At 35.7% G+C, this 25,162-nt stretch carries 25 protein-coding genes; 13 read left to right on the forward strand and 12 right to left on the reverse strand.

Annotated elements, in window-relative coordinates; translation table 11 throughout:
* From ACZ9HT_RS01950 to ACZ9HT_RS01975, 6 genes are read right to left on the reverse strand one after another with little or no spacing between them, the layout of a single operon-like run.
* Nucleotides 1-405 (reverse strand): four helix bundle protein, encoded by a 405-nt coding sequence (locus ACZ9HT_RS01950; protein WP_476038749.1) that lies wholly within the window; start codon nt 403-405, stop codon nt 1-3.
* A 30-nt stretch (nt 406-435) separates the two neighbouring features.
* Nucleotides 436-1,179: a Fe-S cluster assembly ATPase SufC gene (sufC, locus tag ACZ9HT_RS01955; protein WP_476038750.1), complete on the reverse strand. Its 744-nt coding sequence runs from the start codon at nt 1,177-1,179 to the stop codon at nt 436-438.
* Nucleotides 1,180-1,183: 4 nt separating this feature from the next.
* Entirely contained in the window at nt 1,184-1,456 is a 273-nt protein-coding gene (locus ACZ9HT_RS01960) for a Txe/YoeB family addiction module toxin (protein WP_476038751.1), read from the reverse strand.
* Nucleotides 1,447-1,653 (reverse strand): DUF2683 family protein, encoded by a 207-nt coding sequence (locus tag ACZ9HT_RS01965; RefSeq protein WP_476038752.1) that lies wholly within the window; start codon nt 1,651-1,653, stop codon nt 1,447-1,449. The genes ACZ9HT_RS01960 and ACZ9HT_RS01965 overlap by 10 nt, the downstream gene beginning before the upstream one ends.
* 29 nt (nt 1,654-1,682) lie before the next feature.
* The gene (gene sufB / locus ACZ9HT_RS01970) at nt 1,683-3,140 is read right to left on the reverse strand and encodes a Fe-S cluster assembly protein SufB (protein WP_476038753.1); all 1,458 of its coding nucleotides are present in this window, start codon (nt 3,138-3,140) and stop codon (nt 1,683-1,685) included.
* Between the two features lie 29 nt (nt 3,141-3,169).
* Entirely contained in the window at nt 3,170-3,499 is a 330-nt protein-coding gene (locus tag ACZ9HT_RS01975; RefSeq protein ID WP_476038754.1) for a HesB/IscA family protein, read from the reverse strand.
* Nucleotides 3,500-3,645: 146 nt separating this feature from the next.
* Here ACZ9HT_RS01975 and ACZ9HT_RS01980 point away from each other — a divergent pair, with 146 nt between their 5' ends.
* Nucleotides 3,646-4,461 (forward strand): GLPGLI family protein, encoded by an 816-nt coding sequence (locus ACZ9HT_RS01980; protein WP_476038755.1) that lies wholly within the window; start codon nt 3,646-3,648, stop codon nt 4,459-4,461.
* Between the two features lie 54 nt (nt 4,462-4,515).
* On the opposite strand, the gene ACZ9HT_RS01985 is transcribed toward ACZ9HT_RS01980, so the two are convergent.
* Nucleotides 4,516-5,277: a murein L,D-transpeptidase catalytic domain family protein gene (locus tag ACZ9HT_RS01985; RefSeq protein WP_476038756.1), complete on the reverse strand. Its 762-nt coding sequence runs from the start codon at nt 5,275-5,277 to the stop codon at nt 4,516-4,518.
* Nucleotides 5,278-5,418: 141 nt separating this feature from the next.
* On the opposite strand from ACZ9HT_RS01985, the gene ACZ9HT_RS01990 reads away from it, so the two are divergent.
* The 3 genes from ACZ9HT_RS01990 to ACZ9HT_RS02000 all read left to right on the forward strand — a co-directional run bounded on the left by ACZ9HT_RS01990 (nt 5,419) and on the right by ACZ9HT_RS02000 (nt 9,043).
* Complete coding sequence (locus ACZ9HT_RS01990; protein ID WP_476038757.1) at nt 5,419-5,793, forward strand: hypothetical protein; 375 nt, start codon at nt 5,419-5,421, stop codon at nt 5,791-5,793.
* 67 nt (nt 5,794-5,860) lie between these two features.
* On the forward strand, nt 5,861-8,527 hold the full coding sequence (locus tag ACZ9HT_RS01995; RefSeq protein ID WP_476038758.1) for a TonB-dependent receptor domain-containing protein: 2,667 nt from the start codon (nt 5,861-5,863) through the stop codon (nt 8,525-8,527).
* Nucleotides 8,528-8,560: 33 nt separating this feature from the next.
* A complete protein-coding gene (locus ACZ9HT_RS02000; RefSeq protein WP_476038759.1) occupies nt 8,561-9,043 on the forward strand; it encodes a hypothetical protein in 483 nt (160 codons plus the stop codon).
* Nucleotides 9,044-9,237: 194 nt separating this feature from the next.
* Here the strand turns inward: ACZ9HT_RS02000 and ACZ9HT_RS02005 are convergent, their stop codons facing one another.
* Together ACZ9HT_RS02005 and msrB are read right to left on the reverse strand one after the other, a co-directional pair.
* Nucleotides 9,238-9,420, reverse strand: coding sequence for a CPXCG motif-containing cysteine-rich protein (locus ACZ9HT_RS02005; protein ID WP_476038760.1), 183 nt, complete (start codon nt 9,418-9,420; stop codon nt 9,238-9,240).
* Nucleotides 9,421-9,537: 117 nt separating this feature from the next.
* Nucleotides 9,538-10,053, reverse strand: coding sequence for a peptide-methionine (R)-S-oxide reductase MsrB (gene msrB / locus ACZ9HT_RS02010; RefSeq protein ID WP_476039196.1), 516 nt, complete (start codon nt 10,051-10,053; stop codon nt 9,538-9,540).
* Nucleotides 10,054-10,350: 297 nt separating this feature from the next.
* On the opposite strand from msrB, the gene ACZ9HT_RS02015 reads away from it, so the two are divergent.
* Complete coding sequence (locus tag ACZ9HT_RS02015) at nt 10,351-11,595, forward strand: DUF445 domain-containing protein (RefSeq protein ID WP_476038761.1); 1,245 nt, start codon at nt 10,351-10,353, stop codon at nt 11,593-11,595.
* Between the two features lie 59 nt (nt 11,596-11,654).
* Here the strand turns inward: ACZ9HT_RS02015 and ACZ9HT_RS02020 are convergent, their stop codons facing one another.
* Nucleotides 11,655-12,008 carry a four helix bundle protein gene (locus ACZ9HT_RS02020; RefSeq protein ID WP_476038762.1) on the reverse strand — a complete coding sequence of 118 codons (354 nt, stop codon included), beginning with the start codon at nt 12,006-12,008 and terminating at the stop codon, nt 11,655-11,657.
* A gap of 74 nt (nt 12,009-12,082) precedes the next feature.
* Entirely contained in the window at nt 12,083-13,090 is a 1,008-nt protein-coding gene (locus ACZ9HT_RS02025; RefSeq protein WP_476038763.1) for a quinone-dependent dihydroorotate dehydrogenase, read from the reverse strand.
* A 162-nt stretch (nt 13,091-13,252) separates the two neighbouring features.
* Between ACZ9HT_RS02025 and ACZ9HT_RS02030 the strand changes: the two genes are divergently transcribed.
* The 6 genes from ACZ9HT_RS02030 to ACZ9HT_RS02055 all read left to right on the forward strand — a co-directional run bounded on the left by ACZ9HT_RS02030 (nt 13,253) and on the right by ACZ9HT_RS02055 (nt 21,116).
* Nucleotides 13,253-15,004 carry a TrkH family potassium uptake protein gene (locus tag ACZ9HT_RS02030; protein WP_476038764.1) on the forward strand — a complete coding sequence of 584 codons (1,752 nt, stop codon included), beginning with the start codon at nt 13,253-13,255 and terminating at the stop codon, nt 15,002-15,004.
* Between the two features lie 12 nt (nt 15,005-15,016).
* Nucleotides 15,017-15,703 (forward strand): potassium channel family protein, encoded by a 687-nt coding sequence (locus ACZ9HT_RS02035; RefSeq protein ID WP_476038765.1) that lies wholly within the window; start codon nt 15,017-15,019, stop codon nt 15,701-15,703.
* A 46-nt stretch (nt 15,704-15,749) separates the two neighbouring features.
* Nucleotides 15,750-16,241 (forward strand): hypothetical protein, encoded by a 492-nt coding sequence (locus tag ACZ9HT_RS02040; RefSeq protein ID WP_476038766.1) that lies wholly within the window; start codon nt 15,750-15,752, stop codon nt 16,239-16,241.
* A gap of 111 nt (nt 16,242-16,352) precedes the next feature.
* Nucleotides 16,353-17,882 (forward strand): T9SS type A sorting domain-containing protein, encoded by a 1,530-nt coding sequence (locus tag ACZ9HT_RS02045; protein ID WP_476038767.1) that lies wholly within the window; start codon nt 16,353-16,355, stop codon nt 17,880-17,882.
* Between the two features lie 51 nt (nt 17,883-17,933).
* Nucleotides 17,934-19,475, forward strand: a complete 1,542-nt coding sequence (locus tag ACZ9HT_RS02050) for a glycine--tRNA ligase (RefSeq protein WP_476038768.1) — start codon at nt 17,934-17,936, stop codon at nt 19,473-19,475.
* A gap of 108 nt (nt 19,476-19,583) precedes the next feature.
* Entirely contained in the window at nt 19,584-21,116 is a 1,533-nt protein-coding gene (locus ACZ9HT_RS02055) for a hypothetical protein (protein WP_476038769.1), read from the forward strand.
* A gap of 14 nt (nt 21,117-21,130) precedes the next feature.
* Here ACZ9HT_RS02055 and ACZ9HT_RS02060 read toward each other — a convergent pair whose 3' ends face one another.
* Nucleotides 21,131-22,444, reverse strand: a complete 1,314-nt coding sequence (locus tag ACZ9HT_RS02060; protein ID WP_476038770.1) for a M48 family metalloprotease — start codon at nt 22,442-22,444, stop codon at nt 21,131-21,133.
* A 111-nt stretch (nt 22,445-22,555) separates the two neighbouring features.
* Between ACZ9HT_RS02060 and ACZ9HT_RS02065 the strand changes: the two genes are divergently transcribed.
* Together ACZ9HT_RS02065 and ACZ9HT_RS02070 are read left to right on the forward strand one after the other, a co-directional pair.
* Nucleotides 22,556-23,695 carry a serine hydrolase domain-containing protein gene (locus tag ACZ9HT_RS02065; protein WP_476038771.1) on the forward strand — a complete coding sequence of 380 codons (1,140 nt, stop codon included), beginning with the start codon at nt 22,556-22,558 and terminating at the stop codon, nt 23,693-23,695.
* Between the two features lie 133 nt (nt 23,696-23,828).
* Nucleotides 23,829-25,049, forward strand: a complete 1,221-nt coding sequence (locus ACZ9HT_RS02070; protein ID WP_476038772.1) for an aminotransferase class V-fold PLP-dependent enzyme — start codon at nt 23,829-23,831, stop codon at nt 25,047-25,049.
* Nucleotides 25,050-25,162 lie beyond the last annotated feature (113 nt).

Genomic DNA, 25,162 nt, shown 5'->3' on the forward strand with positions numbered 1-25,162 from the left:
TCATCCATTTTCATTATTCCTATTAAATTTATTCCCTTTATGTTCCGAATTTTTCAGATAATTAATAAATCCTGAGAGCATTTTCGACATATTGATAGATTCATCTTTAAGCATTAAAAAAGTACTTTCATCTAAATAATTTCTATCGAATGCTCTAATTAATTGCGAGTGAACTTCTCCTACAGAACCTTTCGACATGGTAAGAAAATTGGCAAATTCTTTGTTTCCTTCCCTTTCGAAACCCTCTGCAATATTATCCATTACGGAAGCAGAAGAGCGATCGATTTGATTTTGATCGTGTTTTTGAAATTTATTATTTTTGAGACAATACCTATCTATATTTTGACAAAGTATTCTTGATTTCTGCCAAATTTCTAGATCTTCGAAGTTCTTTATCGTTGGCATAATATCAAATTTCAAACATCAAATCTCAAATTAATTAAGTAGCCAATCGTATCCTCTTTCTTCTAATTCCAGCGCCAAGGATTTATCGCCGGTTTTAATGATTTTTCCATCTGCTAAAACATGTACAAAATCTGGCTGAATATAATCTAAAAGTCTTTGATAGTGCGTGATCAATAAGACAGCATTTCCTTCGCTTCTGAAAGAATTTACGCCATCGGCAACAATTCTAAGAGCATCGATGTCTAATCCCGAATCGGTTTCATCAAGAATAGCCAATTTAGGATCTAGCATCATCATCTGGAAAATCTCGTTTCGCTTTTTCTCTCCCCCAGAAAATCCCTGATTTAAAGAACGTGCAAGAAAATCTCTTTTGATGCTTAGTTTCTCTGAATTCTCTTTCACTAAGGCCAACATCTCTTTAGCCGGCATATTTTCTAAACCTTTTGCTTTTCGGTTTTCGTTGATGGCAGCTTTGATGAAGTTGGTTACTGTAACTCCCGGAATTTCTACCGGATACTGAAACGACATAAAAATTCCTTTGTGAGCCCGATCTTCCGGCGCATCTTCGATAATGTCATTTCCTTCGAAAAGAATTTCACCATCGGTCACTTCGTATTCTTCTTTTCCGGCAATCACTGAGGCGAGCGTTGACTTTCCGGCACCGTTTGGTCCCATGATCGCGTGAACTTCACCTGGATTTATTTGTAGATTGATTCCTTTTAAGATTTCTGCTCCTTCCTGGATTCTTGCGTGTAAGTTGTTAATTTTTAACATATTGCTATTTGTAATGTCCTTTCAAAGACAAAATATTTAAAATTTCTATTGTATTCTCGTTTGTAATTTTATAGATAAGACGATGCTCTCTATCTATTCGTCGAGACCATCGATCTGACAGTTCATATTTTAATTGTTCCGGCTTTCCAATCCCCGTGAAAGGATGACTTTGAATATCCTTTATCAATGCTGTTATTTTTTTTAAAATACTTTTATTACCGGCTTTAGCCCAATTCTCTAAATCTTTTTCAGCTTTAGGCGAAAATATTATTTCCATGAATCTTCTATTTCTTTCATGGTTATTTTTACTCCCTTTCCATCTTTTATGTCTTTTTCTGCTTTCAGGATCTCTTTAACAAACTCTGGATCATATGGACTTTTTTCTTTTTTTTCCACTTCAAAACCCAAAGCATTTGCAAGCGATCTAATCACCTCAAGATCTTTTTCCTTCACTTTTTTCAGAACAATTTCCATATCTAAAACTTTCTTTAAAATTAAAAAATTTATCCGACACTTCCTTCTAAAGAAATTTCTAATAATTTCTGAGCTTCGATTGCAAATTCCATCGGTAATTTGTTCAATACTTCTTTTCCGAAACCATTGACGATCAAAGCAATTGCTTTTTCTGTACTGATTCCTCTTTGGTTGCAATAGAAGATTTGATCTTCACCGATTTTTGAAGTGGTTGCTTCGTGTTCCAATTGTGCTGTTGGATTTTTAACCTCGATGTAAGGGAACGTGTGTGCGCCACATTCATCACCCATTAATAAAGAATCACATTGCGAAAAGTTACGTGCTCCTTTTGCAGAAGGCATCATTTTCACTAAGCCTCTATACGAATTGTTTGATTTTCCTGCAGAAATTCCTTTGGAAATGATCGTTGATTTGGTATTCTTGCCAATGTGAATCATCTTGGTTCCCGTATCTGCATACTGATGGTGATTGGTTACAGCGATGGAATAAAATTCCCCTACTGAATTGTCACCTTTCAAAATACAGCTTGGATATTTCCAGGTTACAGCGGAACCGGTCTCAACTTGTGTCCAGGAAATTTTTGCGTTTTTCTCACAAATTCCGCGTTTTGTTACGAAATTGAAAACTCCACCCTTTCCTTCAGCATCTCCGGGATACCAGTTTTGTACGGTTGAATATTTAATTTCAGCATCATCCATTGCAAATAATTCTACAACAGCCGCGTGTAATTGATTTTCATCTCTCGCCGGTGCCGTGCAACCTTCAAGATAGGAAACGTAACTTCCTTCATCGGCGATTAGTAAAGTTCTTTCAAACTGTCCGCTTCCTGATTGATTAATTCTGAAGTAGGTCGAAAGCTCCATCGGACATTTAACGCCTTTTGGAATGTAGCAGAAACTTCCGTCAGAAAAAACTGCGGAATTTAAAGCTGCGTAATAATTGTCGCCTCTTGGAACGACTTTTCCAATATATTTACGAACCAAATCCGGATAATCTCTGATTGCTTCAGAGATCGCACAGAAAATAATTCCTTTTTCCTTTAATGTTTTCTGGAAGGTAGTTTTTACCGAAACTGAATCAATTACGATATCCATAGCTACTCCAGACAGTCTCTTTTGCTCCTCGATATTAATTCCGAGTTTTGCAAAAGTCTTCAGTAACTCCGGATCAACCTCATCTAAACTGGCCAATTCGGGTTTCACTTTGGGAGCTGCATAATATCTAATTGACTGAAAATCAACTTTTTCATATTTCACATTCGCCCATTCCGGCTCTTCCATTTTTAACCAGATCCGGTATGATTCCAAACGCCACTCGGTCATCCATTCCGGTTCTTCTTTTTTTGCAGAAATCATTCGCACAATTTCTTCAGATAAACCGATAGGGAAATCATCGTATTCGATGTCTGTCGTGAATCCGTACTCGTACTTTTGATTTTCAAGATCGACGCGTAGATCGTCTTCTGTATATTTTGTAACTGATGCCATAACTCTTAATTTTGAACATTAAACTGTGACTACAAAGAGAAGCTCTCTCCACAACCGCAAGTTCTATTTGCATTAGGATTATTAAAAATAAATCCTTTTCCATTTAAACCTCCTGAATATTCTAATACTGTTCCTGCAAGATATAGAATGGATTTCTTGTCGATAATAATTTTGATGCCGTTGTCTTCGAAAACCTGATCTGATTCTGTTTTCTCGTTATCAAATTTCAACATGTATTCTAAACCGGAACAACCGCCGCTTTTAACGCCGACTCTTATATAATCTTCAAAAGGTTTAAAACCGTCTTCAGTCATTAACTGAATGGCTTTTTCTTTTGCGTGATCGCTTACTTTTATCATTGTTTTTATTTAGACTTATTTTAGATTGCAAAATTACTAATAATATAATGAACTTCAAATTCGTAGCGGTATATTTATCTATTCTTTGCATAGACGAAAATTTAACTTCGTACAAACAATTTCATCAAAACGCCAAATAAAATTCAATGAAAAAAATCGCAATTCTTTTTTTAGGATTATGCACTCAAATAATCTTCGCTCAAGCCACACGTTTCGTTTATCAGGTTTCTATGAAACTGGATTCTACGAACCGGAATAATGTAAAAACAGAAAATGCTTATCTGGATGTTAATCCTGAAAAATCACTTTTCTATGGTGAAAAACGGGTGAAGCGAGATTCAATTTTTTCCCGCGCCCGCCAGACGGGAAGTTTTAATTTTGACAGAAATCAAATGGAAAGTTTGCGCTCCAACATTGATTTTACCATTGAAAAGAATGCTAAAACAGGAACTAAAACCTTTAACTCCAGAATTGCAAGAGATCAATATTCCTATGACGAAAACCGACCGATGGAGTGGAAAATCTTACCGGAAACTGCAACGATCGGTGAATACAAAACGCAGAAAGCAGAAACTCAATTTGCCGGCAGAACTTGGTTTGCGTGGTTTACTACTGAAATTCCTTTTCAAGACGGACCTTATAAATTTTCTGGTCTTCCAGGTTTAATTGTGAAAGTGGAAGATTCGAAAGATGATTATTCTTTTGATCTGAAAGAAACCAAAAAGATTTCAGCAATGCCTGATTTAGCCCAGCGTGGAAATCTGGTTAAAGTGAAGAGAAAAGATTTCGAGAAACAAAATGCCTTATTCAAAAAAGATCCCGTTTCCTTTATGCAAGCGTCGATGAGTTCAGCTAGAATAAGTGCACCAATGAGAAATGCTGATCCGAATCAGCGGAAACAAATGGAAGACCGCCTAAAAGAAGAGGCGAAGAAAAATAACAATCCGATTGAATTAAATTAATTAAAAAATCCCGATTAACATTTAGCTAATCGGGATTTTTGTGTGATCATTATTCTAAATAATTTCGCTCGGCTTTAACCATTTTGAATTCGAAAGATATTGATTGTCTGGATAATAAATGAAAAGACAATTTTTTCCTTTGATGGAATTGATGATCGGTTCAGCTAATTCCCGCGGAACCGCCGGACAACCCCAACTTCTGCCAATTCGATGTTGTGATTTGATGAAATTCTCACTCACATAATCTGCTCCATGCATCACTATCGCACGCTGTAAAGCCGCATCGTTGTATCCGGAATCCATTCCTTCTAACTTTAAAGAGTAACCGTTGCTTCCATTATAAGTGCTTTCGGTAACATAAAATCCAAGGCTGCTTTGTAAAGAACTTTCTGTATTCGAAAATTTCTGCGCAAATTCGTCACCTGTGTTTTTGCCGTGTGCGACCAGTGAATTAAAAAGGATTTTATGTTCATTCAGATCAATTACCCAAAGTCTTTTTTCTGTTGAGGATAAAGAGAAGTCACAAATAGTTAACAGATAAGCCTCTGCAGGTAATTTTCCCGCTTTTTTTAAATTTTGAAAACCTAAATAAGCCTTGTAAAAAGCTTCGGGATTCAATTTGTTGATATTTTCGAAACCAATGGAAGAGTAAATTTCTTCCGCAACATTTGCAAAGGTTTTGGTTTCTGTTTTTGAGACTGATTTTAAAGGTTCAACTTTTAGATGCTTTTCTGTATTAATGGTTTTAGGATCGGGTTTGTAAAACGATGTTGAAACTAAAAAGACAGAAATTAATGATAAAAGGAATTTATTCATTATATATTATGTTAAATGATTTTGGTCGGGCAAAAATACAATTATTTAATTATCAGCCTATTGAATCATTATTTTTTAACTTTATTTTAAGAAAGTTTAACCTTTTACAATACCATATAATTTTAGTAAATTTGCAGGCGCATGTTTAAAACACTGAAAATATTTTTAATAATTTTAGGTTTGGGAGTTTTTATTCTTCCGAAGCAACTTGTGTCTGCGCAAGGTATAGAACAGGTATGCAGTCATCAATCAAGTAAAAAAGAATGTTGCAAATCTCAAGAAGATTCAACCTGTCATTCTAAAGATTCTAAGAAAAATTCCGATAAAAACAAATGTGGTGACGATTGTAATACTTGTAATTCGTGCACCATTCATTGTGTTACCAACTTTATTTCGCCCGAAGTACCTTCTATTTTACCGCAACATTTCTTTGTTAAAAAACTAAATTTCGATTACGGAATTCCTTATTTCACTTCTACCATTCAAAATATTTGGCAACCGCCAAAACTCAGTTAATTTATTGATTGACAGCCGAAAGAACGTTCTTTTGGCAAATCCTTTATTAAATTAATTGAAATTAAAAATGAAAATTTTACTTAAAAGCGTTCTGCTTTTTTCAGTCTTCTTCTTTTCTCTATTATCCGCACAAACTTTGACTAATGATACCTTTTTAGTAAAAGGAAAATGTGTAATGTGCAAAGCAAGAATCGAAAGTTCCGCCAAAAAAACCGGAGCAACATCCGCGAACTGGAATATAGAAAGTCAAAAACTCCAAATACAATTCGACGCCGCTAAAACTTCGGCAGACGAGATTCTGAAAAATATCGCAGCAGTTGGCCACGACAACGAAAAGTATACTGCAGAAACTTCTGTTTATGATGAACTTCCTTCCTGCTGTCATTACGAAAGAGAGTCTTCTGTTCTTCAAGAAGCAATTTTTAATCAACCCGTAAAAAAAGAAAACCAGTTTTATGTTCGCGGGAATTGCAGTTCCTGTAGAGCGAGAATAGAAAAGGCTGCTGCAAGTAGTGGCGCTGATTCTTCCAGCTGGGATCCGGAAACGCAAATGGTAACACTCAACTTTGATCCTGCAAAAACGTCAGCAAATTTGATTTTGAAAAAAATTGCAGAAGTTGGTCACGACAACGAAAAATATCTGGCAAAAGATGACATGTACAAAAACCTTCCAGACTGTTGTCTTTATGACCGCGAATTACCTTTGGGTGTAAAAAGTGCTTTAGTTCATACCGAAGAAGCTCCTGCTGGGAAAAAAGAAATTTCTACAAATGCAGATGATCATGAAAAATCCATTGAAGAAGTGAAACTACTTAAACTCGCCGACGCAACCGCTTTAAATAAGAAAGACGCAGGCTTAACCTTTAATATTGGATCCAAAGAATTATTGAAAGCTGCGTGTTGTAATCTCTCCGAAAGCTTTGAAACCAATGCAACGGTTGATGTGTCTTTCAGCAACGCGGTAACGGGTACAAAACAACTGAAAATGTTGGGACTTGATCAGAAATATACGGCGTTAACGAAAGAGCTTTTGCCTTCGATTCGTGGATTAGCGGCACCTTATGGTTTAAATTTAATTCCGGGAAGATGGATTGGTGGAATTCAATTAACAAAAGGTGGAAGCACCGTGGTTAATGGCTACGAAAGTATTACGGGACAAATTAATACCGAACTTTTAAAAGCGACGGAAAAACCGGAAACCACACTCAATGTTTTTGCTGATGCAAACGGAAGAGTTGAAACCAATATTACCGCAACATCTTTACTCAGTGAAAAATGGAATCAATCCATTCTCCTTCATGGAAATGCGACTTTAGGAAGAACAGATTCTAACGATGACGGATTTTTAGATCAACCTACCGGAAATCAAATTAACGCCGCTTATCTTTTAAATTACAATGATCTGGAAAATTCTGGATTTGGTTCTCATTTCGGAGTTAGTTTTGTAAAAGATGAAAGATTCGGCGGACAAACAGCTTTCGATAAAAAGATTGATCGTTCCCAACAAACCGCGTACGGTGTAGGAATCGATCTTACCCGATTTGAGGTCTGGAACAAAACCGGTTACGTTTTCAAAGGAAAACCTTATCAAAGTATTGGTTGGATGAACCAGTTCACAACGCATCAACAGAATAGTTTTTTTGGCCATAGAAATTATTGGGGAAATCAAAATACCTATTACTCTAATTTAGTTTTTGAAAGTATTATCGGAAACACGAATAACAAATTTAAAACGGGTGCAAGTTTTTTATACGACAAATACGATGAAGATTATTTGACTCAAAATTATAAAAGAACAGAAACCGTTCCCGGCGTATTTTTCGAATATACTTTAACAGGACTTAAATATACTTTGGTTGCAGGAGTTCGAACGGATTTCCATAATTTAGCTGGGACTCAGTTTACGCCAAGAGTTAACTTTAAATATGATCTCCTTCCGAAAACAATCCTTCGTTTATCTGCAGGAAGAGGTTTCCGAACCGCCAATGTTTTTGCGGAAAGTCAGCAGTATTTTGCTTCCAACCGACAAATTGAAATCTTAGGAAATGGCGGGGAAATTTACGGCTTAAAACCCGAGATCGCTTGGAATTACGGAGCGAGTATTCATCAGGAATTCAAATTATTCAATAGAAAAGCAAGTGTAGTAGCAGATTTCTTCAGAACAGATTTCCAGGATCAGGTTTTGGCAGATCTTGACGTTTCGCCACAGAAAATTGTTTTCTATAATTTGAATGGAAAGTCTTTTGCGAACAGTTTTCAAACTCAATTAGATTTCACGCCTGCAAAAAATTTAGATCTCCGTGTTGCATATAAATATTACGATGTTCAGGCAGATTTTGTTGGAGGAAAAAGATCAATTCCGTTTATGGCAAAAAACAGAGGATTTTTTAATGCTTCCTACTCTACCGATAAAACAGAAAAAGGTGCGTTCTGGAATTTTGATTCGACGCTTCAATTGATCGGTCAGCAAAAATTACCCAACTTAAATTCTAATCCTGCCGAATTTAGATTACCTGAATTTTCGAAAAGCTACGCAACATTGAACGCGCAGATCTCCAGAAACTTTAATAAAAGCATTCGGGTTTATGTTGGTGGCGAAAATTTAACAGGATACACTCAAAAAAATCCTATCATTGAAGCTCAAAATCCTTTCGGAAATTACTTTGATGCCGGAATGGTTTATGGTCCAATCATGTCTGCCAATGTTTATTTGGGAGTAGATTTTACGTTATAATAAAATTCCTTATTTTTGAAAAAAGTAGAAAAAATGAAAATAGTACCCTTATTAATAGCAAGTGCCGCATTATTTTATTCATGTGATAAAAAGCAGTCTGCAGTTCAGGAAACAACTGATACGACGGTTCAACAAAGTGATTCGGTGAAAGCCGACACAACAGCTGGGACTTCAACAACTGAAAACACGCAAATCGCTACTCAAGTTGATGGAACTGCAATTGCCGCAAATACTCCAGATCGAAAACCATCTTTAAATCCGGAACATGGACAACCGTTTCACCGTTGCGATATTGCAGTAGGTGCGCCGATTGATAGTGCTCCACAAAGTACAGCACCGCAGGTTTTACCAGTGCAACCAAATTCAGCACCTGGATTTAATACAAGTCCGATCGCTCCTTCTGTTTCCTCATCTGCAGCGCCAATGGAAATAAGCGGACCGAAACCAGCTTTGAATCCCGCGCATGGTGAAGCTTATCACCGTTGCGATCTACAGGTTGGCGCGCCTTTGACTTAATGTTTAGGAAAATGACCTAAAAAAAATGCAGCGTTATATTCGCTGCATTTTTTTGTGCTATAAATCCTAAAGTCGGACAACTCGTTAATAAACTCAGAATCTCAACCCAATTCTCTTTGGGCTTTATTTGAAATTTCATTAAACAAAGCAGTAGTTAGCTTCGCTAACAATTACGCTTAGATTTTTTTTAAATTTTACTGCTCAATATCTCGCGCTTCAAATCCAGTTAATTCTTCACTATCAAAACTCACCTGCAATTCTATGGGATTGCAACAAACTTCGCAGTCTTCTATGTAAGTTTGATTTGAAACGGAAGGATCCAAAAGGACAGAAATTTCTGCCCAACAGTAAGGACAAGTAAAAAAATGTTCTAACATGGTTTGATGAATTAGTAGGATAAATTTATTTTAAGAAAATTCAATTTTAATGTTGAGGACAAAAATTGCTCAAAGAAAAATTCATCTTTAAGCAATTTTATTTTCAGAAGGTAATTCTTATTTTGCAGTTGCTGCATTATCTGCAACAAATTCTAAACTGACAGAATTCATACAGAACCGCGTTCCAGTTGGTGGTGGACCATCGTTAAAAACATGTCCTAAATGGGAATCGCATCTTTTACAAAGTACTTCAGTTCTTTCCATTCCGTAGGCTGAATCTCTTTTGTAAATCACTCCCTCTTTGTCAGCTTCGAAAAAACTTGGCCATCCGCAGGTTGAAGAAAATTTGGAGTCAGAGCGGAATAAATGATTTCCACATACCACGCAGTAATAATCTCCTAACTCATCATATTTATTATACTTTCCTGTTCCTGGTCTTTCTGTTTCAGCTTCACGAGAAACGGCATAAACTTCGGGGCTTAATATTTTCTTCCATTCAGAGTTTGGAACATTTAATTTTGTTCGGTCTGTTCGGGAATAATAAGGGTTTTCTTTTGGTGTGGACGAATTTTCCATAGTGGTTGAATTTTTAATCTGATTAGATTTTTCGGGTTGTTTTACTTGTGAGCACATCTGCATCGAGAGGCAGAATAGTAAAAAAATAATTGGTTTCATAAAATTTTAAATTGAATTGCAGGTTAATTGCATTATTAATATCCTTTTTCTAAATTTTTCAGATTTCAAGAATATTTGCTACCAATTAATGTACGATTTTTAGCAACAAAAGGTTTGCCACGAATAATAGGATTACTAAGGAGACTCATTTAATTTCATGTTTAAATTTGACTTAAAAAAGACAGACAAAATAATTTAAAAGAGTTGTTGACAAAATTGGACTAATAAAATTTTAAAATCCCTAAATTTGAATCAATGAACGACGAGCAGAAAAAAATACAATTACGGAACTATAAAATGTTTGCCACAGGACTTTTTGTTTTGATGGCCCTTGTTTTTATAGTCATGACGATTTTAGAAAAGAAAAATCCGGCGCACTGGATCGGTTACATTCGCGCTTTCTCCGAAGCTGCGATGGTCGGAGCTTTGGCTGACTGGTTTGCAGTTACTGCACTTTTTCATTATCCGCTTGGAATTCGAATTCCGCACACCAATTTAATTGAGAACAGCAAAGAGAAAATTGGCGACAATCTGGGAAACTTTGTTGTAGATAATTTTCTGTCTCCGAAAAATATTCGTCCTTATATTCAGAAGATCAAAATTTCTAATTTCGTCGGTGACTGGCTTTCGAAAGAACGCAACCAACAAAATTTGATGAAGGAAGTTTCTAATATTATTCTGGATATTCTGAATAAATTAGATGATACGGAAGTCGTGAACTTCATTGGTAAAAAAGCAAAGGAAATGACGAGTGACGTGAAGATTAATCTAATTATTGGAAATGGTCTTGAATATGTTCTCGACAAAAATGATCACCAGCGTTTTATCACGAATCTTTCCAAACAGATCAAGGAATATGTTTTAAACAATCAGGAAATGGTAAAAGAAAGAGTGAAAAGTGAAAGTTTCTTTTTGATCCCAAAGTTTGTTGATGATAATATTGCAGATAAAATTACGAGCGGACTTTCTAAATATTTTGAAGAAGTTGAAATTGACGAAAATCATTCTCTACGAAAAGAAATTACCGATAAACTGTATTCTTTTTCGAACGAAATTAAAACAGAAGAAAAATGGGTTGAAGAATTCTCAACCATTAAAAACGATTTTCTAACGACCGAAAAGATCACGCAGTATTCGACCGACATCTGGAATTCCATCAAGAAATCTTTGTCGAAAGAATTAGAAGAAGAGAACTCTGCTCTAAAAAATTACATCCAAAAAAATCTTTCAGAACTCTCGCAAAATTTAAAGACCGACGAGAAATTTCAAAATAAAATTGATCACTGGATCCGCGTTACCGCGTACAAATACATTTTGAAAAACACACATCAGTTCGGAGTATTAATCAGCTCAACGGTCGGAAATTGGGAAGGAAAAGAGCTGAGCGAAAAACTGGAACTGGAAGTTGGTAAAGATCTGCAGTTCATCCGCGTTAATGGAACGATTGTAGGCGGATTGGTCGGATTGATCATTTATACGGTGACGGAATTTTTTATTTAAAGTCCGAAGTCGGGGGTTGGAAGTCGGGAATTGGGGACTGAACAATAGTTGAAATTAATTTAGTTTAAACTATTTTTTAATGCTACAATCTGATTCATTAATTGAAATGCCTCATCATACAATTTTGTAAAATCGTCTTCACTAATGTATTTTCTTCGTTTTAATTTATATAAACAAGTTACAACTTCGGCAAGTGAACGAATAGAATAACCTAGAAATTTTCTAAATTCTGCGTTACTTTGTCCCGTAGAACCTTCTGCAATATTTAATGCGACACTATCTGAAGCTCTCCTTATTTGCGAAGTTAAGTTGAATTTTTCATGGTCTGGCAATGTCAAAGATATTTGAAAAATACGCTCTCCGAAATCCATAGAAATATGCCAAACTCTTAATTTTTCAAACTTAAATGCCATAATATAATTTTTAAATTTTTCAAAAAACACTTTCTAAAAAGATCTACTTTACTCTTCGGACCCCTGACTTCAGACTACAAACCTTTTAAAATTTTCATATTAATTTCTTGAATCAATTCCGGTCCTTCATAAATAAATCCTGTATACAACTGCACTAAACTTGCGCCGGCTTCCAGTTTTTCTAAAGCATCTTCCGCGGTATGGATTCCGCCAACGCCAATAATAGGAAAAGCTTTTCCACTTTTTTCAGAAAGAAATCGAATGACTTCTGTAGACCTTTTCGTCAAAGGTTTTCCGGAAAGCCCACCTGTTTCAGTTTTATTTTCTGAAGTTAAATGCCCCCGGGAAAGTGTCGTGTTTGTTGCAATGACGCCTGCAATTTGCGTTTCTTTTATAATGTCGATAATATCCAACAATTGATCATCCGATAAATCCGGCGCGATTTTTAAAAGAATTGGCTTTGGATTTTTCTTCGTTAAATTCAATTCCTGTAAAGTTCCAAGCAATTTTGTTAACGGTTTTTTGTCTTGAAGCTCCCGTAGATTTGGCGTATTCGGCGAACTTACATTCACCACAAAATAATCAACATAATCAAATAATTTTTCGAAACAAATGATATAATCGTTGACTGCGTCTTCATTAGGAGTAATTTTATTTTTACCAATATTTCCCCCGATAAGAACATTTTTATTTTTCTTTAACCTTTCTACCGCTGCATCTACTCCACCATTATTAAAACCCATTCTGTTGATGATTGCAGAATCTTCTTTTAAACGAAACAATCTTTTTTTTGGATTTCCGTCTTGAGGTTTCGGCGTTAAAGTCCCGATTTCGATGAATCCAAATCCTAAACTGGAAAGTTCGTTGAACATTTTCGCATCTTTATCAAAACCTGCGGCTAAACCAACCGGATTTTTAAATTTCAAGCCGAAAACTTCTCTTTCCAATCTTTTGTCTTCGATTGGTTTTGGAAGAAAAATTTTTGCTAAAAAAGGAAATTTCTTTAAAACTGAAAAAGTAAAATAATGCACTTCTTCCGGATCGAATTTGAAAAGAACGGGACGAATAATCGATTTATACATAAAACTGAGGGTTGGTTACAAAAATAAGCAAATTAGTCAGGAGTCTTAAAAGCTTTCTGGAATTTGTTTTATTAAATTGCTTTTTCGCCGTGTTCCTTGAAATTTATTTACATTCGTAGTAATTAAATTTCTAAAAAATATCTTTATAGCTTACTTTAACTCATGTGGAATAAAAAACTCAATCTCTTTTCTTTTTATACAAGTCTTCTAGCGGTGTTGATCATGATTGTGGAGACTGGCTTTTTCGACGAATTTCTGTTTCGCAGTCAAATTATCTATTTTTACGATTTAAGTTTTATTCTGACCCTTTTTAACATATTGTATTATAATTTGTACAAGAAAAGTCCGCATACAAGGAAATTATGGCCTCTGGAAATTCTTGTAACTATTTCAATAATAGTATATTATCTGGCGCGTATCGAATATAACTTTTCCCCAACGCGCACTTTTCAATTCTTCAGTCTGCGGTTGTTGTATGTTTTGATCGTTCTCTGTTTCATTCGGGATTTCTCCAGTCTGAATATCAATTTTAAAAGGACATTTATTAATCCGGCGCAACTTTTTATCCTGAGTTTTATTGCCATTATTTTGTTGGGAACAGCACTGCTGATGATGCCCAATGCGACTGTTAATGGGATTACGCCTTTAGATTCACTTTTCACGGCCACGAGTGCGGTTTGCGTTACAGGACTTATTGTTTTAGATACCTCCAAAGACTTTACCTTATTTGGTAAGATCATTATTATCTCGCTCATTCAAATTGGTGGTTTGGGAATTATGACTTTTGCTAGTTATTTCAGTTACTTTTTTCGTGGCGGTTCGTCTTATGAAAACCAAATTAGTCTGGGCGAAATGACGAGTTCTAATAAATTGGGAGAAGTTTTCAGCACCTTAAAACGAGTAATTATTATCACCGTGATCATCGAGGCTTTAGGTGCAATTTTGATCTACTCTACTTTGGATCTTTCTTTACTGAACGGTTCGGTAAACAGAGGAATATTTTTTTCTATATTTCACGCCATCTCGGCTTTTTGTAATGCGGGATTTTCTACACTAAGTAATAATTTATACGAGCCTGGTTACCAATTTAATTACGGACTGCATTTTACGGTGGCGACGCTTTTTATTTTCGGAGGACTTGGATTTCCGATTGTATATAATGTCTACAAATATTTAAAAACGCTGATCAGAAATTTCATGTTTTCTATTTTTACGAAACAGAAATTTCACCATAAACCCTGGGTCATCAATTTGAATTCCCAGATCATTCTGACAACTACGTTCCTACTCCTCTTTTTCGGAACGGTGTTGATCTATTTCTTCGAATATGATGGTGCCCTAAAAAACCACTCTGCTTTTGGCGCTTGGGTTGAAGCATTTTTCATCTCTGCAAACAACAGAACGGCCGGATTTAACACTGTAGATGTTAATTTAATTTCTGCACCGACTTTAATGATCTGCATCTTTTTAATGTGGATCGGTGCTTCGCCAGCTTCGACCGGTGGTGGAATCAAAACCAGTACTTTTGCGATCGCTGTTTTAAATGTCATCAGTCTCGCAAAAGGAAAAAAAAGAACAGAAATCTTTCGTCGGGAAATTGGGGAACACTCAATAAGAAGAGCCTTCGCAATCATTGCACTTTCTTTATTTGTTTTGGGATTAGGGATCTTTCTGCTTGTTATTGCAGAGCCGGATAAAGATTTACTGACTTTAGCTTTCGAAGCATTTTCTGCCTTTTCGACGGTGGGTCAAAGTATTAGCACGACTCCTAACCTTTCGCCTGCCGGAAAAGTCATCATCATCTCCATGATGTTTATCGGTAGAGTAAGTATGTTTTCATTACTGATCGCCATGATGAAGCGGGAGAAATATTACAATTACCAATATCCGAAAGAGGAAATCTTAATTAATTAAACTAAAAAAAACATGAAGTATATTGTCATCGGCTTAGGTAATTTTGGACTTTCACTTGCGGAAAAACTAACCAAATTAGGCAGCGAAGTGATCGGTATTGATAACAGCATCGCTAAAGTTGAAGCCGTAAAGGAAAAAATCTCCTACGCAATTTGTCTTGATGCGACAGATGAATTTACAATGGCCGGACTCCCCTGGAAAGATACCGACATCGTCATCATCGCCATTGGTGAAGATACTGGCGCCAATATTATGGCCACCGCGATGGTGAAAAAACTGCATCCGAACCGTATTATCAGTCGCGCAATTACGCCAATTCATGAAACGATTTTAGAAGCCATGGATGTGGAAACCATTATTCACCCGGAAGATGAAAGCGCCGAACGCTGGGCGAAAAAGTTATCGCTGAAGGGATTGGTAGATTCTTTTGAACTCAGCATTAATTACAGCATAGCAGAAATTGCGATTCCTGATAAACTTGTCGGTAAAACCATTGAGCAGGTTGGATTTAGAACGAATTACAATCTGGTTTGTGTAACGATCATTAAAAGAATAGCTGAGAAGAATATTTTCGGAAAAGCGAAGCGGGTCAATCAGATACAGGGCGTCGTGACCACCGATACTATTTTAGAAAGCGCTGATATTCTGGTGATTTATGGAGAAAATGAGGATATCAAAAAGTTCATCAAAAACAATTAATTCAATATAGGAAACACTTATAATTTCAATAATTATCAAAAAAACAATGAAAAAAATTCTATTTTTGGGCTTGGCTCTTTCTTTTCAATCTGCATTTTCTCAAGTAAGTCTTAAAAAAAATAAAATCGTAAAAGACGGTATGGAATATAAATATTCGAAATATGACGAGGTTTTCCAAAATGCGGAAGCTAAAAATTATTTTAAAAAGGCAAGAACCAATAAAACAGTAGGCGAACTATTCGCATATACGGGAGGTTTTACTTTAGGATTTGGCATCGCAAAAGCTTTGCAGGGGACAAATAAAACCATAACTGTTAATGGCAGTGCTCAAACAGTAAAAGTAGAAAAGGAAAAAGGTGCTGGAACATTAATTGGAATCGGTATCGGATTGGTCGGAATCGGAATTCCTTTTGCGATTGCTGCTAATAAAAATGCAAAGAAAGCAATTGCCTTAGAAAATGGTGATCAAACTGCTTTTCAGCCTTATTTTAAAGTAGAAACTGAGGGAAATGGTTTGGCTTTGAGTTATAATTTCTAAAAACAATTAAATTTATTTGGCAACGAAACTAGACAATAAGTATTTTTAATCTGACAATATTATTTTTTTACTATTATTGCTACTTGTTTATAATAAAAACAATCTCACATTATGAAATTAACATTTACTCTTTTATCAATCATATTTATACAATTTTTATCATCTCAAATACCACCAGTAGAATGGCAGAAAAATTTTGGTGGCGTTTCCGATGAATTTGGAGAATCTATTATAAATACTTCTGATGGTGGATTTGTATTGGCGGGAAGTTCAAGTTCCAGTGATAATGCTTTGTCTGGTAATCATGGTGGGAAGGATTATTACATCGTTAAAACAAATAGTTTGGGCGAATTAGTTTGGCAAAAACTGTACGGTGGAAGTAGTGATGAAATTCTTTATGACATAAAAGAGACTATTGATGGAGGTTATATTTTAGCAGGATATACCAATTCCAACAACGGAAATGTTACTGGTAATCACGGAACAAGTGACTTTTGGATTGTTAAACTGAATCAAAACGGAGAGTTGGTTTGGCAAAAAACATTTGGTGGATCCTCTGTAGATATCGCCAACTCTGTCGCACTAACAAATGATGGTGGTTATATTGTTGCTGGCTATTCTTATTCAGTAAATGGAGACATTACAAACAATCATGGCAATAATGATTATTGGGTTCTGAAGATCGATAGTTTTGGCAATAAACAGTGGCAAAAAAGTTATGGCGGAAGCGGTTATGAATTTGCAAATTCGATCATCCAATCTTCGGATGGAAATTATGTGTTAGCAGGAGACTCCAGTTCAACGAATGGTGACGTTTCTAATAATCACGGTAATGAAGATTTCTGGATTTTAAAAATTAGCAGTACGGGAGAAATAATTTGGCAAAAATCCTTAGGAGGAGAAAATCTGGATAGTCGAAAATCAATAATTGAAAGTGCTTCAGGAGGATATTTAGTTACGGGACTTTCTACTTCTTCTACTGGTGATGTTACCGAAAATAAAGGTCAAGGTGACGTCTGGATCGTTAAGATTTCCGATTCAGGAATTCTGGAATGGCAAAAATCATACGGTGGGAGTAGAACTGATGGTTCCCGCTCTATCAAAAACACAACTGACGGTGGATATGTAATTGCGGGTTATACAAATTCTAATAATGGTGATGTTTCCGGTTATCATGGCACAAGTGATTTTATTGATGCCTGGATCATAAAAATTTCTACAACTGGATCTATTGAATGGCAAAAAGCTTTTGGAGGGAATAAGGATGATTCTGCAGAATCAATAACTCAAAATGTTGATGGAAGTTATACATTCTTAGCATATTCAGCTTCAATTGACGGTGATATTACCGGGAATTTAGGACGCTATGATTATTGGGTTGTTAAACTGAACCCGCAAAATTTAGCGGTAAACAGCTACTCCAATTCATCATTTTCTATTTATCCAAATCCTACCATAGATCTGATGCATTTTTCAGAACTTGTTCAGTCCGTTAAAGTATATTCTATTGATGGGAAGTTACTAATTACGAAGAAAAATACTTCAACATTAGATCTAAAGACTTTAACCTCTGGAACTTATATCTTAAATATACTGGATTCCCGAAATAAATTTTTTACCAGAAAAGTTATTAAAAAATAGAGATAATAATATCAGTACAATTTCCCTATTTTTGCACAAATTCTAAAAACGATGGCTAAACAGGAAGATGTTTTCAAAAAAATAATTTCGCACGCGAAAGAATACGGTTTTATTTTTCCTTCGAGTGAAATTTATGACGGTCTTTCGGCGATTTACGATTATGGACAAAATGGAGCAGAACTAAAAAACAACATCAAACAATATTGGTGGAAAGCAATGGTGCAGCTGAATGACAACATTGTCGGAATTGATACTGCCATTTTTATGCATCCAACAATTTGGAAAGCTTCTGGTCACGTTGATGCTTTTAATGATCCTTTAATAGACAATAAAGATTCGAAAAAACGGTTCAGAGCCGATGTTTTAATCGAAGATTATTGCGCAAAATTAGATGATAAAGCTCAAAAAGAAATTGACAAAGCAAAAAAGAAATTTGGTGAAACTTTTAATTTAGCAGCATTTGCATCAACAAATCCTAGATTTTTAGAACTCATTAAAAAGAGAGATGCTATCCTTTCCAGAATGGCGAAATCCCTTGGAAATGAGGACCTTGCCGATGTAAAAGCATTAATTGAAGAATTAGAAATCGCCGATCCAGATACGGGTTCTAAAAACTGGACGGATGTTCGTCAGTTTAACTTAATGTTCGGAACAAAGTTAGGCGCGTCTGCAGATTCCGCGACTGATTTATATTTAAGACCGGAAACTGCGCAGGGAATTTTTGTGAATTTTTTAAATGTTCAGAAAACTTCCCGTCAAAAATTACCTTTTGGAATCGCTCAAATTGGGAAAGCCTTTAGAAATGAGATCGTTGCGAGACAGTTTATTTTCAGAATGCGCGAATTCGAACAAATGGAAATGCAATATTTTGTACCTCCCGGAACAGAATTAGGTTTTTATGAAACCTGGAAAGAGAAACGTTTGAACTGGCATTTGGCTTTAGGTTTAGGTGCGGATAATTATAAATTCCACGATCACGAAAAATTGGCGCATTACGCAAATGCAGCTGCAGATATTGAGTTTAAATTCCCGTTCGGATTTAAAGAACTGGAAGGAATTCACTCCAGAACCGATTTCGATTTAAGTGCTCATGAAAAGCATTCCGGACGAAAATTACAGTATTTCGATGCGGAAAGAAATGAAAATTATGTTCCTTATGTCGTAGAAACTTCCGTTGGTTTAGACCGGTTGTTCCTGGCAATTTTCTCTAACTGTTTGAAAGACGAAGTTCTAGAAGACGGTTCAGAAAGAACTGTTCTTTCTCTTCCACCCGCTTTGGCTCCCTATAAAGCGGCGATTTTACCTTTAATGAAAAAAGATGGTTTAGCAGAATATGCGCAGACTATTTTCAATGATTTAAAGTATGATTTCAATTTATTCTACGAGGAAAAAGATGCGATCGGAAAACGTTACAGACGCCAGGACGCGATCGGAACGCCTTTCTGTATAACGATCGACCACGATTCTCTAACCGACAACACCGTAACTTTAAGAGATCGAGATACGATGAAACAGGAAAGAGTTGCGGTTGCAGATCTACGCAGAATTATTGATGAGAAAACGAATTTCAGAAATTTACTTTCTAAGATTTAAGGTTCAAAAAATATTATTACTGAAAAGTTCCGGAGAAATCTGGAACTTTTTTTATTGGAAAGGCTTCTGATTCGATCTAATTTCTATCTTTGAGAAAATTTAAATTCTATGAAAAAATTATATTTTCTTTTCTTTTTTATTTCTCAGGTTTTTATGTTTGGTCAATCACAAAATCTGGCAGATCTGGCGAAAGGCGATTACCTTGGTTTTAATGCGCTGTTCGATCAAAAGGAAAATCTATTCGGTTATTTCACGCTTTATGGTTACGGTAATTCAGGTGATAAAACAAAGAAATTTGAGTATGTTATTCTGGATAAAAACTTAAATCCAATTGCGAACAAAGAGTTTGAAGGCGACATCACGGCAAAAAGTTATTTTGGATTCATGGATTTCCAAGGAAAAATTGTTTTGCAACCAAGCAAAATTGACCGTTTTGTGGTAAAGAATAAAGATTTTTTTATTCCGAGAAGTAAAATTATCGACCTTAAAGAAAACACCATCAAAGACAAAATTTATTATGACTACAAGGATGGAAATTTCACGGAATTAACTGAACCTAAAAACGTTAAAGCCAATGAAAAAGAGGATCGTGAAGAAAAAAAATTAAAAGGCTACAATTATCTCTCTTTCTATTACGAGATTAAAGAAGGTGGAAGTTTGGTTTTAGAATTTAATAATTACGGCAATTACATCAACAACAATAATCTCATCAAGTTCGATGATAACAAAAAAGAAGTTTGGCGCTATCAATACAATACGAGCGGTGATAAAAAAGTTAATGAGGAATTAACGGTTTTGGAGAAAGATGAAAACTACATTTATGCTTTGCTTCAAAACAATAATAAAAAAGAGAAGACTTTTCAACTCCTCATTCTGGATATGAAAACCGGCAAAGAAATTCACAAAAAAGAAATCACGGGACTTGCAAAAAATACAATGGACCGAATAAATCGAATGAGCAGTTATAGTTTCGGTCGGATCAGCAACGATAAAACTTTCGATGACAAAATTGTAATTCTGGGTAGAAATTATGAAGACAGCGGATATTTGAGTACCGGATTTTCCAGATTATTGATTGATCGAAAAACTTTTGAAGTCGACACAAAACAAATCACGTACGAATCTTTAAAGCCCTTCATTAAAAATTTAACCAATAATGGTTATTTAGAAAAAGGCTATTTTCTGGATCCAAGAGATGCCTATTTTATGAAAGATGGAAGCATTGGAATTTTGATGGAAAAATATAAAGCTGAAGGTGAATATTCCGCGCCGAAAACAACCGATCTCGTTTATATTTATACCGATAAAGATTTCAATATTTCGGGCGTGAAAATTTTTGAAAAGGAAAAAACAAAGTGGGCAAATTCGGACTATCTGTTCTCTCAATATTTAAACAATGGCGAGGATGTCGTTTTCTTTTACCGTGATTACCAAAAGGATGAATCGACCAAAGAGAAAAACTGGAATCTATATATCAATACCTTAATCGACGGAAAATTCAATCAGGAAATGGTTCCGATATCGGCGAAAGAAGATTTTCTTGTTTATCCGTACGTCGGGAAAGAAGGTTATATTTTGCTGCGTGAAATCAACGAAAAAGAAAAATTCAACAAAATCCGTTTAGAAAGACTGAACTATTAAAAATAAAAAATCCGTTACGACGGATTTCTTTTATGGTAAAACTCAGCGATATTTTTAATGTCATCTAAACTTAAATTCCACATAAAATTGAGAAACTGCTGATAACTTTCACTTTGGTTTTTAGGATCAACGCGATCTAAATAACGGTTCAGATTGTAATTTTTACGGCCTTCGTAAATCTTCTCGAAGTTTTTACCCAACCAGGTTTTGTTATAAGTTTCTTCTTCACCATCCTGCAAAAATTGCATCGCGGTATAAATTCCTAAACCATAATCTTCGGAATGGTAGAAGTTCGGCAGAATTTCAAAGCGAGCTAATTTCTTTAAGGACAAAAAGTTTGGATTATCACTTTTCACAGCGGCTTCTTCTTTGCTGAGGTCCGGGAAATTTTTCTCCAGGCGATTGATTCTTTCCACGATTTCAGGATGAGAAGAAATGGAGTCTTTATCGAGTTTCTCTTTATAATTTGAATAATTATAGGCGGAAAAATCTTCCATCTTCAACCATTTTTCTTTGAAAGGAAAATCGGGTAAATTATATAATTTCTTGTAGGTTTCCACTTTGATCAACTTCGGAGAAATGGTATCAAACTTCTGAAGATTACGTAGTGAATTGATATATTCAGATTTTTTCAAACCAGTATTTCTATACATGACATAACCGATAGAATCTGCTTCCGATTCATTTTTCCTGCGATAGATACTTGATCCGTAGACTTGATTTTTAAAAAGATTAAAGGCTTGCTCCGTTTTATTAAGTTTTGAAAGTGAAATTGCGGAAACCTGAGCTTTTGTATTTGTTTCTTCCTGAATTAATTTTTTCTGCCAATTTTCGGAATGACTCAATAGCTGATGTCCCAGTTCATGACCTAAAATGGCGATCAGTTGATCTTCATTATCGATCCAGTTAAAAAGCCCCATGTTTACGATAAAAACTCCGTCTTGCACACAAAATGCATTCGGTGTATTGTCTCTCGCAACCAAAATTTTAATATGATCCGGAACGTTTGGATTTTTTGATTTTAACTGTATAAAATACTGCTGAATCTTATCAGAAAAATCTGAATTGAAAACGTAGTCGCGGTTCTTAATTTCTTTTTTAAACTGTTCCTGAAATTCAGAATAGTTTTTCGCAAGTTCCCTTCCTGTGTTTCCAGGATTTTTAGCTTTCAAACCCTTCAGGTAATTTTCATTAAGGACTTTATACCGGTCCAGAAACGCTTTGCGCTGCGGAAAATCTGCCGTGTCGATTGGTTTATATTCCTGCGCAAAACTTGCAGTGGAAAATACCATCAAAAATAGAAGGAAGAAAATATATTTTTTATTCATTGATTCGAAGATGTCTTAAACAAAAATACATATTTCTTTTATTCGGAAAGTGTTTTTCTAAATCATTTTCATATAGATATTTAGCAGTAATTTTGTCCTTCAATTTTCAGTATGATAAAAAAAATTATTCAGGGTGTTCTTCTTTCTTTGGCTGGAATTATTGCGCTCACCTACGCTTTCGGTTACGATTATCTGTTTCGCGGAATCCGGCAGACATATTTACGCGGCGAAAGCGGCTCCACGATCGACGACGGCATCAACTTCAAGTCTCATATCATCGCTAAAGGAAAAGGAATCCCCTGGGAATTGGATTCTTTGTACAACAAAAAACCTTTGCCGAAAACTTTAGTTCAAGATTTAAAAAATTCGAATACCGCCTCATTTCTAATTATTAAAAATGGCAAATTACTTCACGAAGAATACTGGGACGGTTATACCCAAAATTCTAACACAAACTCCTTTTCTATGGCGAAAGGGTTTACGGTAATGCTGTTAGGAAAAGCCATCGAGGAAAAGAAAATTGCAAGTTTAAATCAGAAATATTCCGATTTTTTTGCGAATTATTCTAATGTTAAGTACGGCAAACACTTAACGATCGGCGAATTAGCTAAAATGGAAGCAAGCTTAAACTGGACGGAGGATTATAAAAATCCTTTTCTTCAAAATGCCAAAGCGTATTATGGCAAATCTTTGGAAGAAGCCGTTCTTCTGCGCGGTTTTAAAAATGAGCCGGGAACGCAGTTTGAATATCAAAGTGGCGCCACACAGCTTTTAGGATTTGCATTAAGAAAATCGATGAATACCACACTCGCAGAATATGCATCGGAAAAGTTTTGGAAACCACTCGGAATGGAACAGAATGCAAACTGGAGCACGGACGATTTCAACATGGAGAAAACATTCTGCTGCATTCATTCTAACTCACGGGATTTTGCAAAACTCGGTCAGTTATTTTTGAATAATGGCAAAGTTGGAGCGGAACAAATTCTTAATGAAAATTTCATCAACGAAATGCGAACTCCGACTAAATTATCCAACGGCGCATATGGAATGGGACTTTGGATCAATAACGACGCTGCCATAAAACACTATTATTTTTGGGGATTATACGGACAATACATTATTGTTATTCCAGAAAAACAAATCATCATCGTGCGCACCGGAACTTACAAAGACCAACCTCAGGATTCAAAAGGACGTCCGCAACAGGTTGAGTTTTTAGTAAATCAAGTAGTAGAAAACTTTCATTAATTAATAAACTGCAAAGCGCCGATATCTGAAAAATTGCGATATACAAATAGGCTTTTTCTATTTTGTTTAATGGGATTGCGAGAGGGTATTCAATTATAATTTCCGTAAATTTGAAGGATTCTAAATAAGACACATGTTCGACATTCAAAATATTCGCAGCCAGTTTCCTATTCTTTCGCAAAAAGTGAATGGTAAACCTTTAGTTTATCTCGATAATGCGGCTACTTCGCAGAAACCGATCTCCGTTCTTAAAAGCTGGGAAAAATATTACACTGAAATTAATGCAAATGTTCATCGCGGCATTCATACTTTAAGTCAGTTAGCGACAGAGGAAATGGAAATTTCCCGTAGAAAAATCCAGAAATTCATCAATGCTAAAAATGATTTTGAAGTTATTTTTACCAAAGGCACGACGGAAGGAATTAACCTCATCGCTTATGCGCTTACCAATACAATAAAAGAAGGGGACGAAATTATTATTTCTTACCTGGAACATCACTCGAACATTGTGCCATGGCAAATGCTTTGCGAAAGAACCGGTGCGAAACTGAAAGTGATTCCTATGGACGAAAATGGAATTCTTCAACTTGATTTTTTAGATCAGAATTTGAATGAAAGAACGAAGATCGTTTCGCTGAATCAAGTCTCCAATGCTTTAGGAGTTATAAATCCTATCGAAGAAATTATCGCTAAAACACGGGCGAATTCTAATGCGATGATTGTTATTGATGGTGCTCAATCGGTTCCACATTTCAAAATTGACGTTCAGAAAATGGACTGTGATTTCTTCATCTTTTCCGGACATAAAATGTACGCCCCAATGGGAACAGGAATCTTGTATGGAAAAGAAGAAATTCTAAGAAAAATTGATCCTTTTCACGGCGGTGGCGAAATGATTGCGACGTGTTCTTTCGAGAAAACAACCTACGCAGATCTGCCTTTTAAATTTGAAGCCGGAACGCCAAATGTTGGGGGAAATATTGCTTTAGGAACCGCCGTAGATTTTATAGAAAAAATAGGTCACGAACATTTACAAACGCATGAAAACGCTTTGCTCGAGTATGCTCAGAAAAAATTATTAGAAATTGAAGGTCTAAAAATCTACGGAGAAAAAGCCGATCGAACCGGCGTTGTTTCTTTCAATCTGGAAGGGATTGGGATTGCTTCCGATGTTGGAATGATCTTAGACAAACTTGGAATCGCGGTGAGAACGGGTCATCATTGTACGCAACCTATTATGGAATTTTTTAAGATCGCCGGAACAGTTCGGGCGAGTTTTGCGGTTTACAATACTTTTGAAGAGATCGATGTCTTGGCAGAAGGCGTGAAAAAAGCACAACGGATGCTAGGCTAGATTTCGTGCAAAAGCACAAAGTTTTTTCGCAAAGAGTGCTATGTTTTTGACACATTGGAAATGCAGTGCCTCTTCTTATTTCTCGCAGATTTCGCGGATTACGCAGATTTCTT

It is taken from the genome of Chryseobacterium sp. UYP7, from assembly GCF_056279225.1.

What these genes read in the sequence shown, in the direction of transcription:
- ACZ9HT_RS02060 (WP_476038770.1), bottom strand. Translation starts at nt 22,444, where the DNA reads ATGAATAAAAAATATATTTTCTTCCTTCTATTTTTGATGGTATTTTCC.
- ACZ9HT_RS02055 (WP_476038769.1), top strand. Translation starts at nt 19,584, where the DNA reads ATGAAAAAATTATATTTTCTTTTCTTTTTTATTTCTCAGGTTTTTATG.
- ACZ9HT_RS02015 (WP_476038761.1), top strand. Translation starts at nt 10,351, where the DNA reads ATGAACGACGAGCAGAAAAAAATACAATTACGGAACTATAAAATGTTT.
- ACZ9HT_RS01950 (WP_476038749.1), bottom strand. Translation starts at nt 405, where the DNA reads ATGCCAACGATAAAGAACTTCGAAGATCTAGAAATTTGGCAGAAATCA.
- ACZ9HT_RS02035 (WP_476038765.1), top strand. Translation starts at nt 15,017, where the DNA reads ATGAAGTATATTGTCATCGGCTTAGGTAATTTTGGACTTTCACTTGCG.
- ACZ9HT_RS02065 (WP_476038771.1), top strand. Translation starts at nt 22,556, where the DNA reads ATGATAAAAAAAATTATTCAGGGTGTTCTTCTTTCTTTGGCTGGAATT.
- ACZ9HT_RS02050 (WP_476038768.1), top strand. Translation starts at nt 17,934, where the DNA reads ATGGCTAAACAGGAAGATGTTTTCAAAAAAATAATTTCGCACGCGAAA.
- ACZ9HT_RS02030 (WP_476038764.1), top strand. Translation starts at nt 13,253, where the DNA reads ATGTGGAATAAAAAACTCAATCTCTTTTCTTTTTATACAAGTCTTCTA.
- sufB (WP_476038753.1), bottom strand. Translation starts at nt 3,140, where the DNA reads ATGGCATCAGTTACAAAATATACAGAAGACGATCTACGCGTCGATCTT.
- ACZ9HT_RS02025 (WP_476038763.1), bottom strand. Translation starts at nt 13,090, where the DNA reads ATGTATAAATCGATTATTCGTCCCGTTCTTTTCAAATTCGATCCGGAA.
- ACZ9HT_RS01965 (WP_476038752.1), bottom strand. Translation starts at nt 1,653, where the DNA reads ATGGAAATTGTTCTGAAAAAAGTGAAGGAAAAAGATCTTGAGGTGATT.
- ACZ9HT_RS02040 (WP_476038766.1), top strand. Translation starts at nt 15,750, where the DNA reads ATGAAAAAAATTCTATTTTTGGGCTTGGCTCTTTCTTTTCAATCTGCA.
- ACZ9HT_RS02070 (WP_476038772.1), top strand. Translation starts at nt 23,829, where the DNA reads ATGTTCGACATTCAAAATATTCGCAGCCAGTTTCCTATTCTTTCGCAA.
- ACZ9HT_RS02005 (WP_476038760.1), bottom strand. Translation starts at nt 9,420, where the DNA reads ATGTTAGAACATTTTTTTACTTGTCCTTACTGTTGGGCAGAAATTTCT.
- ACZ9HT_RS01985 (WP_476038756.1), bottom strand. Translation starts at nt 5,277, where the DNA reads ATGAATAAATTCCTTTTATCATTAATTTCTGTCTTTTTAGTTTCAACA.
- ACZ9HT_RS01990 (WP_476038757.1), top strand. Translation starts at nt 5,419, where the DNA reads ATGTTTAAAACACTGAAAATATTTTTAATAATTTTAGGTTTGGGAGTT.
- sufC (WP_476038750.1), bottom strand. Translation starts at nt 1,179, where the DNA reads ATGTTAAAAATTAACAACTTACACGCAAGAATCCAGGAAGGAGCAGAA.
- ACZ9HT_RS01975 (WP_476038754.1), bottom strand. Translation starts at nt 3,499, where the DNA reads ATGATAAAAGTAAGCGATCACGCAAAAGAAAAAGCCATTCAGTTAATG.
- ACZ9HT_RS01980 (WP_476038755.1), top strand. Translation starts at nt 3,646, where the DNA reads ATGAAAAAAATCGCAATTCTTTTTTTAGGATTATGCACTCAAATAATC.
- ACZ9HT_RS01995 (WP_476038758.1), top strand. Translation starts at nt 5,861, where the DNA reads ATGAAAATTTTACTTAAAAGCGTTCTGCTTTTTTCAGTCTTCTTCTTT.
- ACZ9HT_RS01960 (WP_476038751.1), bottom strand. Translation starts at nt 1,456, where the DNA reads ATGGAAATAATATTTTCGCCTAAAGCTGAAAAAGATTTAGAGAATTGG.
- ACZ9HT_RS02045 (WP_476038767.1), top strand. Translation starts at nt 16,353, where the DNA reads ATGAAATTAACATTTACTCTTTTATCAATCATATTTATACAATTTTTA.
- msrB (WP_476039196.1), bottom strand. Translation starts at nt 10,053, where the DNA reads ATGTGCTCACAAGTAAAACAACCCGAAAAATCTAATCAGATTAAAAAT.
- ACZ9HT_RS02020 (WP_476038762.1), bottom strand. Translation starts at nt 12,008, where the DNA reads ATGGCATTTAAGTTTGAAAAATTAAGAGTTTGGCATATTTCTATGGAT.
- ACZ9HT_RS02000 (WP_476038759.1), top strand. Translation starts at nt 8,561, where the DNA reads ATGAAAATAGTACCCTTATTAATAGCAAGTGCCGCATTATTTTATTCA.